1 protein-coding gene is annotated in these 13,004 nt (G+C 41.5%); it reads left to right on the forward strand.

Annotated elements, in window-relative coordinates; all coding sequences use genetic code 11:
• Positions 1–2,259: 2,259 nt before the first annotated feature.
• A partial coding sequence (locus EO121_RS07540) for a hypothetical protein (protein ID WP_164725893.1) occupies positions 2,260–13,004 on the forward strand: 10,745 nt, incomplete at its 3' end.

Consider the following 13,004-nt stretch of genomic DNA (forward strand, 5'->3'; position numbering starts at 1 on the left):
AGTCATCTTGTGAGAACTTTTATATTATAAAAGGGGGATGCTTTATATTCATTTATTATGCTATAATAAAAATGCAAGAGCCATTAACGTGCTGTTAGGCTTATCTCTTCCCTAATGGGAGGAGGTGGTTCTATGAAATTTTTAAAGAAATTATCTTTACTGATAAAACTTTTAAAATTGATTATAGATCTTTACCATTTCTTTAATTAGAAATGACAAAGCCTAACGAATAAGGTCTAGTACACCTTAACACGTTAGGCTTCATCAATGTTTTATTCTTTCGAGATGAGCCTAACGCCAAGCACACGTTGATGGCTCTTCTTTTTTGTAAGTTAAGTATAGCACATTTTATTAGACAATAGCAACGTCTCTTGTTGCCCTATGCAATCTTGTGGCGATGTCTAAATTAGCATAAATAAGCCCGTAACATATTCCTTCTCAAACTGATCCTACGGTAGGTTTGTTCAGGAACATGTTACGGGCTTTTGTGTTAGTGTAAGTTAGGTAGTTAGGATTGCCACAAGTGTACTACGTATAACGACGTTCCTCAGGGGAAAGGCACTTGTGACGGTATCGTTTGCAAACTTGCACTTTGCTTAGTTTGATGTTCTGATGTAGTAAATTTACATAAACAGTACGAATAGATTATGCTATAATAAAAATGCAAGAGCCATTAACGTGTTGTTAGGCTCATCTCTTCCCTGATGGGAGGAGGTGGTTCTATGAAGTTTTTAAAGAAATTATCTTTACTGATAAAACTTTTAAAATTATTTATAGATCTTTACCATTTCTTTAATTAGAAATGACAAAGCCTAACGAATAAGGTCTAGCACACCTTAACACGTTAGGCATTATCACATTTGTAATCTTGAGATGAGCCTAACGCCAAGCACACGTTGATGGCTCTTCCTTTTTGTAAGTTAAGTATAGCATAGTTTGTTACAGAATAGCAACGTCTCTTGTTACGTTATGTAGCCTGTGGTGTTTTTAACTAAATAAGATAAAGGGAAGAGCACGACACATTCCTCCACAAACTGATCCTACGGTAGGTTTGCTTCGGAACATGTCGTGCTCTTCTTGCACTTATGTAATTTGGTCAGTAAAAATACCACAAGGCTACTACACCTAACGGCATTCCTCAGGGAAAGGGGGCTTGTGCCGGTACCATGTGCAAACTTGTGCTTTGCTTAGTTTGCTAATTAGTGTGATGCTAAGTTCATATAAACAGTACGAATAGATTGTGCTATAATAAAAATGCAAGAGCCATTAACGTGCTGTTAGGCTTATCTCTTCCCTAATGGGAGGAGGTGGTACTATGAAAAAGTTTAGAAAAATCGATATCTTGATTTTAATTCTAAAATTAATAGTACGACTCATTGATTGGTTTAACTAATTAATGAAAAAGCCTAACGATAAGAGGTTTGCCCCCTCTACACGTTAGGCATTTCATATTTCACAAGTTTGAGATGAGCCTAACGCCAAGCACACGTTGATGGCTCTTCTTTTTTGTAAGTTAAGTATAGCATAGTTTGTTCTGAAATGCTACTGCAGTTGTTTTATTTAGAGGATAAGAAAGTAGCAAACTATGCCAAGTATTACTGTAGTTCTTTGCCGTAATAAAGCGGTTTATGTAAATTTAATTGAATAAAAGTAAATAGTAAATAACACTACAAAACAATTTGTATTCAATCTGTGTAAAATGGGGGGGGGGTAAGGCATTTATTTATCAAAAATGTAGGCTTTATGCGTTGTATAAAGTCTAGCAAACTAGTATAATATATAATGAATGTGTATACATAAAGGTATGGACATATCGATTTAAATTAATCGATTTGAAAATATTACTCTTTTTGTATATTTATTTCAAGATTCAAAAAACATAGAATGATGATACTTCACGAGGCGTGATGTGTGCGCAGATATTCCTGTAATTTACATGCTGATAACTTAGTTTGGATAATGTAATTACACCATTGAAAAGATAGTTTGTATGACAAGTATGTAAATTACGTAATATGACCATGCAATGATTCAGGTGATTTGCGCACAATAAAATCATATACATATGTAGTAGGCTAATATAGGATATACATGTGATTTCAGACATATGTAATCGTGAAGGTATATATCCATATCTATGTGTATACATGTTATTTACTATTACACCATACATAACAGCGGTACCAAGGAGTACGCTGTAACGATAGAGTAGGGTAGTGATGAATGGTTTTGCTTGTAAAAGCAGAAAGGACAGGGCGAATGGGAAAAAGCTTTGAATTTAAAGAGTGCGAGCGTTTTCTAAAACGTGTGTTAAAAGACAAAGGGATGTACAGCAAGGGGGCAGTTATTGCGTTCTTGATTACTGGTGGTATTGGATTTTTTGCGCCACCAGCACAGGCGATTATTTATGTGGAAACAAATCTTGATACAGGTGCTGCGGGGGCTGCCAGTTATTATAATGGCAATGGCAGTATTAACTTAGATCGTAATTCTGTTGTATTCGCGCCGATTAGAAATGGTAATGTCTATGGTGACTTGAACCGTACGGCGAAGAACTCTGTTATCATTGGTGCCGGCTCTTATGCGCATGGTATTGTTGAGGGTGCCAGAGAGGAAAAATTTACTGCCGTTGGTAATAACGCCCATGTAGCAGGTGGCCAAGGTACGGCGATCGGTAGTAACACGTTTGCTGTGAAACAGGCGACGGCTGTCGGTAATGACGTGTATGCCGCAGGGGACTCCTCTATCGCCATCGGTAATGACGATATTTCCACAAAATATAAGGACTCCTTGAGTAGGGAGACCTTAAAAGGTATATTCGGTAATGGTGAAAGCAACAATCCGGCTGTTGCCAAACTGTTTAGAGAAGGTAAATGGTACTCTTCTGAAAATGATGCCAAGGGACCTTTTAAATTAACGTCTTGGTCAGATTTTAATCGTTCCTATTTATCAGATGGTACAGAGATGTATAGCCCTACCTACGCTGGTGGTGTTGGTGCCATCGCGATCGGTTCTCGTTCCATTGCCTATAAAGATGGTTCCACAGCGATTGGTACTTTGTCCTATGCCTTCGGTGAAGGTTCTACAGCCATGGGTCTTCGTGCTTACACAGCAGAGAATGCAAAGGGTGCCGTTGCGATCGGTGAACAAAGTCGTTCCTTCGCGCCTCAATCCTTGGCGGTAGGTAACCGAAATGAATCTACCGATGATGGTGCTATGTCCTATGGTTATAGTGCGAAAGCCGTAGGTAAAGGTTCCTTGGCTTTCGGTTACAAAACGTATGCCAATGCGAGTATTGCAAATAATATCGCTGCAGCAGATGGTCATAGTGCAACGAACCCATTGCGTCAAGCGGTGCGTAGCAAATTAGGGAATTATTCAGAAGCACAATTAGCGGCATTAGAGACGTATCAAAATAAAGCACGTGAGTATTATGCAAAAATCGATGCTAGAGCTTCAGAGGCGGCTATTGCTGCTGCAAAAACAGCTATGGATAACGCAAAAGCAGACGTGGATGCTATCAGGTTGACAGATGTGAGTGCAATGGCTCTTGTAGATGGTGGCCAAGTATCGCATCAAAGTTGGAATACAGTGGGTAATACCATAAAAAGTGTGGTAGACACCGTTGAAGATAAGAATGCAGCAAACAAATTAACAGTTGAAAAGCTAGATGGTGTATACTTAACCACAAAAGATGAGGATGGCAATACACAAACTGTACAAAAATCTAAAAAGAGCGGTGACAATGCCATTGCGATCGGTTACTATGCGTCTGCCAAAGGGACATCAGCCATTGCCCAAGGTTCTGGTTCCGTAGTAGATTCCTTAAGTGGTATCGGTATTGGTTCCTTATCCTATGTAAGTGAGAACTCCGCTAACTCTATTGCTGTTGGTGTAGGGGCACAAGTACGGAAAGAAAACTCCATTGCTATTGGTACGCAGTCCCAAGTGTTTGGGGCAGGTGCGATTGGTATGGGCCCTGGATCTCGTGTTATGGGTGATAACAGTATTGCTATGGGTTATGGTACAGATATCCGCAGCGTTTCCTCTGTCGGGTTAGGGGTACGTGCTAAGATAGGGTATGGTTCCATGAATGCTACTGGGTTAGGTGCGAATGTTAACATCGGTACCGATGCGGGTAACACCGTAGCTCTTGGTAGTAGTGCAAGCATTGGTGATAACTCCTTGAACTCTATGGCGGTCGGTTATAATGCGAATGTTGCAAATAATACACCGAACAGTATTGCCTTCGGTACACGGGCTCGAATTGCAGAAGGTGCTACCAGTTCTTTGGCAGTAGGTGATTTGGCAGCAGTTACAAAAGCATCTTCCACAGCATTGGGCCGTTTGGCGACAGCTGATTTTGAAAACTCCGTTGCTTTAGGTTACCGTTCTACTACTCATTATTGGGGGAATCCGAATACTCGTCAATCTAACTTTAGTGCCAGTGCATCTGCTACTAATGTACATGGTTTATCTATTGATCCATACTTGCCACAAGGATCCACATTGGGTACAGAGTTAGCGAAATTAAATGCCGTAACGGCTGGTTATGTATCCGTTGGTGGCTGGGATGAGAAAGGTGCTGATGGTAAGTCTACCGGTCGCCGTGGTCTTCGTCGTATCGTCAACGTAGCACCAGGTGCGTTAGATACCGATGCGGTTACTGTGGCACAATTACGTGACTGGACAGATAAATCGGCTCATTTCCTTTCCATCGCAGGGGCGTCTAATAAAGAGGCCAAAGATTATCCAGATATCAACGATCCAATGGGTACAAAGGTAAAAAATGCTGTTGTTAAAATTAAGTCTAACTTCGATAATGATACAGCCACAGGTACCAATGCGTTAGCGTTAGGTGTATATGCTTATGCGAATGGTCAAAAATCAGTAGCCATGGGTCCTAATGCCTATGCAAACGTTGACCACGGTGTAGCCATCGGTGATAATGCGCAAGCTTGGAGTGAAGGCAGCAATGGTAATGGTGGCGTGGCTATCGGTAAGGATGCAAAAGCCTATTACTGGAATGCGTTAGCACTGGGTACAAACTCCAACGTAAGTGGTTGGAACTCCTTAGCCATGGGAGCAAATGCACGTGTGGGCGTTGTGAAAACAGTAGATGCTGCAACTGGTAATGTCACTAATGCAGGTACGAGTGTCAATGATGGCGTGGCTATCGGTCGTGCTGCAGCAGTAGATGGATCTAGCTCTATCGCGTTGGGGGCAGCTTCAAAAATTACGACAGCTACCAATGCAGTGGCCATTGGTCCTGGTGCACAAGTACTAGAAGGAAAAGATGCTAATAATAATGCAGCACTATCAACAGGAGCAGTGGCATTAGGTTCTAACGCTAGTGTGACAGGGTCGAAATATTCTGTAGCCTTGGGTTTAAACTCTGCTGTTGAATATAATGATACAAAAGCTCCAACAAAAGCAGCTTTCACCAATGAGGATATCAATGACCCAGGTAATGGTGTTGTGTCCGTTGGTAATAACGGCACTGTAAAACGTCGTATTATCAATGTAGCTAGTGGTGTTAATGATAATGATGCGGTCACTGTGAAACAGTTGAGAGCCGTAGCTCCGAAGTACTATTCTGTGAACACAACGGAAACTGATAATCGAACTGTCAATGGTGTGGCTGATGTGAAATCTAATATAAACAATGACGGCGCTACCGCTGCAGGAGCACTTGCAGTTGGTTCTTATACGAAAGCTAGTGGAAACTATTCTACAGCCCTAGGCCGTGATGTTATTACTTCGGCTCAATTATCTACAGGTATCGGTACGAATGTCACTGTCAGTGGGGAAAAATCTGTAGGTATTGGTAATAATGTGGAAGTTACCAATCATAGCGCTGTCGCGATTGGTTTAGAGGCTAAGTCGGACCATGCTCGTGGTATTGCCGTAGGTTATAAAGTAAATACCAATGAGTCTGATACATTTGCAGCGGGTTCCGAAGTGAATGTCACAGGATATGGCTCTGTTGGTATTGGTAAAAAAGTTGAGACTCGAGCGAATAATGCAGTAGGCATTGGTGCTAGTACTAATGCATTAGGTAGCGAATCCATTGCATTAGGTTATGCTGCGTACACAGGGTATACGACAACAAAAGACTCAAAAACGGTATATAATGGTGCTACAGAAGGTATTGCGGTCGGTAAAGAAGCTGTTGTTGAAAGTAACTATGCCATCGCTATCGGCGGTAATGCAAAAGTATTGCGCGATACAACGAATGCGAATGCTATCAAGGATGCAGAATCTTCTGTTGCCATTGGTGCGGGTGCTCAGGTAACAGGCGCTAAATACTCTGTAGCATTGGGCTTGAACTCTAGAGTAAATGCGACTGATACAGCTACAAAAACAACAGCTGCTTTCAGCGGTGAAGTAAACGATGATCCAGGGTACGGCGTTGTATCTGTTGGTCAATCTGGTAAATATCGTCGTATCCTAAATGTAGCAGGCGGTGTGAACGATAACGATGCAGTTAACGTGAAACAGTTGAGAGCAGCCGCTTGGGGATTGCAAGTTGAAAATGGTACAGCAGCAGCTACTGATGTGACACCAGATACAACGAGCCATAAAATTAAGTTGAAAGCGGGTAATAATGTAACCTTAGATAATACCAATGGTGTAGTGACTATCAATGCATCTGGTGGTCTTAACTCTATTACAAGCGGTAATGAAGATGTATTAGGGGTAACTACTACTAATGGTGCGGTTACGATTACACCTAACTTGGCGGGATCTGTTACTGCTACTGGGGATGCGAATAAATTAGTGACAGCTGGCGTTGTGAATACGGCGCTTAGCAATATTCCGGTGACAAGCTTCAAAGCCGATGCAGGTGGAAATAATGGCACAGAAGGAGTGTTCACACCGACATCTGCAAAAAAACAAGTGAATATCACAGGTGCTGGTGTTAATGGAACGACAAGACAAACTTGGACACAAGGGTCTGAGCGTTTTGATTCCGATAATATCGGTACTCATGTCAACTCCGATGGACGTATTTTGGTTGGTTTGAAAACTAAAATTGCCGTAAATGAAGTAGCTACCTATGACTACAATGCTGCTGGAGAAAGACAAGCTACACAAGGACCAACACTTTCTTTCACTGGCCTTGATATGAAGAATAAAAAGATTACTAATGTAGCAAACGGCGAGATTAATGCTACCTCTACAGATGCAATCAATGGCAGTCAATTACATTCTAAATTAGCTGAAAAAGCAAACGTAACTGACCTTGCTAATAAATTGGATACAACGGCAGAACTTCATGTGAAAGCAGGAGACTATACTGTAGGAAATAATGGTGAAGTATCCTTAATTCAAGAAGATGCAAATGGCACGACAAATAGTAGCAAAGGATTCAAGATTAAAAATATTGCTACAAAAGGCGATATTACCAATATCAATACTACATTAGGAAATAAGGCAGATAAATCCTATGTAGATACACAAATTGGCACAGTGTCTAATTTAGGTTACAAAGCGAATAACGGAACTGCTAAACAAGTGGCAGTTGGTACAGGCTTAAACTTTGTTCAAGGTGATGGTACTGCGACGACAGCAGCGGCAGCAAAAGCTGGCATCGAAATCGTAGCTGGTGACGATGGCAAAGTAACATTTGGTTTAAATGAAGCCACACGTAATGCTATCGACAATGCAGCGAGCAAAAATTATGTAGATACTCAAATCGGTAACGTAGCGAATAAAAATTTAAGTAATCTAAATGATGCTGGTAAAGCGGCAGTAAAAGACTTAGCAGCAGAAGCTGTGAAAGTAGCTCAAGGTAAAAATGTTACCGTCACACCTAAAACAACAGACCATGTAACAACATACACAGTAGATGCTATTGATACGAAAGTAGCCGCTGGAGAAGGTTTGTCTGTTACGGGTGGAGATACAGTAGATACAGCTACGAATACGCGTAACTACACAGTAGCCTTGTCTCAAGATACAAAAGATACATTAGCGAAAGTACAAAAAGCAGTTGATGCAATTGGTACTAATGGATCTGATGGCCGTGATGGTAAACCTGGTACAGGCGCAGATGCTGGTATGGGCAAAGACGGCTTAACAAAAGAAGATGGCCTAAACGGTAAAGACTTAACTACAAAAGTGAACGCATTACGTAACGGCGAAGCTGGTACTGTGGTGTACACGGATGAAAATGGTAAACGTGTTGTCAAAGCGAAAGACGGTAAATGGTACTTAGCTGACAAAGTAGATGCTACAGGTAACAAACTGGACGGAGCTACAGAAGTGGCAACCCCACAAGCTCGTTTAGTGAACCCAGATGGATCTACAACTGGTGGTACAACTAAGTTAAGCAACATCGCAGCTGGTAACATTGCAGCTGGTTCTACGGATGCGATCAATGGTGGTCAATTACATACTGAATTAGCTAAAAAAGCTGATGTAACAGCATTAGACGGTAAAGTAGATAAAGCAGCTGAGTTCCATGTAAAAGCAGACACATATGCTGTTGGTGAAGATGGCGTTGTGACTGTAAAACAAGAAGATGGTACAGGCACAGAAGCTACTGATAAAGCATTCAAAATCAGCGGCTTAGCTACAAAAACAGATATTACAAATATCAATACTACGTTAGGCCAAAAAGCCAATACCTCTGACTTAGAAGCCTTAAAAACAAATCCATTGACTTTCACAGGTGATGATGCACAAAAAGTAACACGTACATTAGGTACTGAGTTAACTGTAAAAGGTGCGGCAAACTTCACACCAAGTGCAACAACTCCAGCAACAGCAGCAGGCGTGAACATCCGTGTGGAAAAAGATCCAACTACAAATGCAAACGGCTTAGTGGTGAAACTAGCAGATACTTTAACTAACATGAAAGGTATCTCTGGTAATGGCAATGATCCATTGACAATCAAAAATGGTGACAATGCAGTTATCACAGTGAAACCAGGTGCTAATGGCGCTAAAGGTGATGTAGACTTTGGTGGTTCTAAATTAACGAATATTGGCACACCTGATGCTAATACAGATGCAGCGAATAAGGCGTATGTAGACAGCAAAGTTGGTGGTGTAGCTAACTTGGGCTATAAAGCAAATGGTGGCACAGCTAAAACAGTAGCAGTGACAACAGGTCTAGACTTTGTTAAAGGTGATGGCACAACGGCGACTGCAGAAGCTGCTAAAGCTGGTATTGAAATCGTAGCTGGTGACGACGGTAAAGTAACATTTGGCTTAAATGAAGCGACTCGTAATGCTATTGATAATGCAGCTAACAAAAACTTAAGTAACCTAAGCGATGATGGCAAAAATGTAGTCAAAGACTTAGCAGCAGGCGCTGTAAAAGTAGCTGCTGGTAAAAATGTGAAGGTTACAGATGCTACAGCAGACCATGTAACAACATACACAGTAGATGCTATTGATACAAAAGTCATTGCTGGAGAAGGCTTAGAAGCTACAGGTGGCGATACAGTAGATGCAGCTACTAATACACGTAACTACACAGTAGGATTGTCTCAAACTACAAAAGACACATTAGCCAAAGTACAAAAAGCAGTGGATGCAATTGGTACTAATGGATCTGATGGTCGTGATGGCAAACCTGGTACAGGCGCTGATGCTGGTATGGGCAAAGACGGCTTAACAGCAGCAGATGGCTTGAATGGTAAAGACTTAACTACAAAAGTGAATGCACTTCGTAACGGCGAAGCTGGTACAGTGGTATACACAGATGAAAACGGCAAACGTGTTGTAAAAGCTAACGATGGCAAATGGTATCCAGCTGAGAAAGTAGATGCTACAGGTAATAAACTGGACGGAGCTACAGAAGTGGCAACACCACAAGCTCGTTTAGTGAACCCAACTGGTTCTACGACAACTGCGACTAAGTTAAGCAACATTGCAGATGGTGAAATTAAAGCTGGTTCTACCGATGCGATCAATGGTGGTCAATTACATACTGAATTAGCGAAAAAAGCAGATGTAACAGCATTAGACGGTAAAGTAGATAAAGCCGCTGAGTTCCATGTAAAAGCAGACACATATAAAGTTGGTGACGATGGCGTTGTGACTGTAAAACAAGAAGATGGTACAGGCGCAGAAGCTACTGATAAAGCATTCAAAATCAGCGGCTTAGCTACAAAAACAGATATTACAAATATCAATACTACTTTAAACAATAAAGCGAATGCATCTGATTTAGAAGCCTTAAAAACAAATCCATTGACTTTCACAGGCGACGATGCGCAAGCTGTAACACGTGCATTAGGTACTACTCTAACTGTAAAAGGTGCGGAAAACTTCACACCAAGTGCTACGAACCCAGCAACAGCAGCAGGTGTTAACATCCGTGTGGAAAAAGATCCAACTACAAATGCAAACGGTTTAGTGGTGAAATTAGCAGATACTTTAACTAATATGAAAGGTATCTCTGGTAATGGCACAGATCCATTGACAATTAAAAATGGTGATAATGCAGTTATTACAGTAAAACCAGGTGCTAATGGTGCAAAAGGTGACGTAGACTTCGGTGGATCTAAATTAACAAATGTAGGTGCACCAGGTACTGGTACAGACGCAGCAAATAAAGATTATGTAGATGAAGCTATCAAAGCTGTCAACCAAACAGCAGCTGGAAATGCTAACTTAGGCTATAAAGCAAATGGTGGAACTGCGAAAACAGTAGCGGTAACAACAGGTCTAGATTTCGTTAAAGGTGATGGTACAGCGGCGACAGCAGAATCTGCTAAAGCTGGTATCGAAATCGTAGCTGGCGATAATGGTAAAGTAACATTTGGCTTAAACGAAGCGACCCGCAATGCTATTGATAATGCAGCTAACAAAAACTTAAGTAACCTAAGTGATGATGGCAAAAATGCAGTCAAAGACTTAGCAGCAGGCGCTGTAAAAGTAGCTGCTGGTAAAAATGTGAAGGTTACAGATGCTACGGTTGACCATGTAACAACATACACAGTGGATGCTATCGATACAACAGTAGCCGCTGGAGAAGGTCTTGAGGTCACTGGTGGTACAGAAAATGCTGATAAAGTTCGTACTTACAACGTAGGATTGTCTCAAGCGACAAAAGATACATTAGCGAAAGTCAGCGACATTGCTAAAGCAGTAGGTGTTGATGGTGCTAACGGCATCGATGGCCGTGATGGTAAACCTGGTACAGGCGCTGATGCTGGTATGGGTAAAGATGGCTTAACAAAAGAAGATGGTCTAAACGGTAAAGACTTAACTACTAAAGTAAATGCGTTACGTAACGGCGAAGCTGGTACAGTAGTGTACACTGATGAAAATGGAAAACGTGTTGTAAAAGCTAACGATGGCAAATGGTATCCAGCTGAGAAAGTAGATGCTAAAGGTAATAAACTGGACGGGGCTACAGAAGTGGCAACCCCACAAGCTCGTTTAGTGAACCCAGATGGTACAACAATTGGTGGTACAACTAAATTAAGCAACATCGCAGATGGCAATATTGCAGCTGGTTCTACAGATGCGATCAATGGTGGTCAATTACATACTGAATTAGCGAAAAAAGCAGATGTAACAGCATTAAACGAATTAGCAGACAAAGCGCTTACTTTTAGTGCAGATACTGGAACGAATGCAGCTCGTAAATTAGGTGAAACGTTAGCTGTGAAAGGTGCGGCAAACTTCACACCAGCAGCAACTGCAACACCAGGTGTGAATATCCAAGTAGCATCCGACCCTACGAATGGTTTGACTGTGAGCTTAGCAGATACGTTAACTAACATGAAAGGTATCTCTGGTAATGGCACAGATCCATTGACAATTAAAAATGGTGACAATGCAGTTATTACAGTGAAACCGGGTGCTAATGGTGCAAAAGGTGATGTAGACTTCGGTGGCTCCAAATTAACAAATATTGGCGAACCAGGTGCTAATACAGATGCAGCGAATAAGGCATATGTAGATACGAAATTTGGTAACGCAGCAAATAAAGATTTAGATAATCTAAATGATGCTGGTAAAGAGGCAGTGAAAGATTTAGCAGCACAAGCTGTGAAAGTAGCTCCTGGTAAAAATGTGACAGTCACTCCTGCAACAGAAAACCATGTAACAACATATACAGTGGATGCTATCGATACGAAAGTTATCAAAGGTGATGGCATTGAAGTCACTGGTGGCGATGAAGATACTGATAAAGTTCGTACTTACAACGTAGCATTGTCTCAAGCGACAAAAGATACATTAGCGAAAGTCAGCGACATTGCTAAAGCAGTAGGTGTTGATGGTGCTAACGGCATCGATGGCCGTGATGGCAAACCTGGTACAGGCGCAGATGCTGGTATGGGCAAAGACGGCTTAACAAAAGAAGATGGCCTAAACGGTAAAGACTTAACTACGAAAGTGAATGCACTTCGTAACGGCGAAGCTGGTACAGTGGTGTACACAGATGAAAACGGCAAACGTGTTGTAAAAGCTAACGATGGCAAATGGTATCCAGCTGAGAAAGTAGATGCTAAAGGTAATAAACTGGACGGAGCTACAGAAGTGGCAACCCCACAAGCTCGTTTAGTGAACCCAGATGGCACAACAATTGGTGGTACAACTAAGTTAAGCAACATCGCAGATGGCACGATTGGAGAAAACTCCAAAGATGCAATCAACGGTGGTCAATTACATACTGAATTAGCGAAAAAAGCAGATGTAACAGCATTGAACGAATTAGCAGACAAAGCGCTTACTTTTAGTGCAGATACTGGAACGAATGCAGCTCGTAAATTAGGTGAAACGTTAGCTGTGAAAGGTGCGGCAAACTTCACACCAGCAGCAACTGCAACACCAGGTGTGAATATCCAAGTAGCATCCGACCCTACGAATGGTTTGACTGTGAGCTTAGCAGATACGTTAACTAACATGAAAGGTATCTCTGGTAATGGCACAGATCCATTGACAATTAAAAATGGTGACAATGCAGTTATTACAGTGAAACCGGGTGCAGCAGGTGCTAAAGGTGACGTAGACTTCGGTGGATCTAAATTAACAAA

Origin of the sequence: Veillonella sp. CHU732, assembly GCF_003992085.1 — a bacterium.
Taxonomy (GTDB): Bacteria; Bacillota; Negativicutes; order Veillonellales; family Veillonellaceae; genus F0422.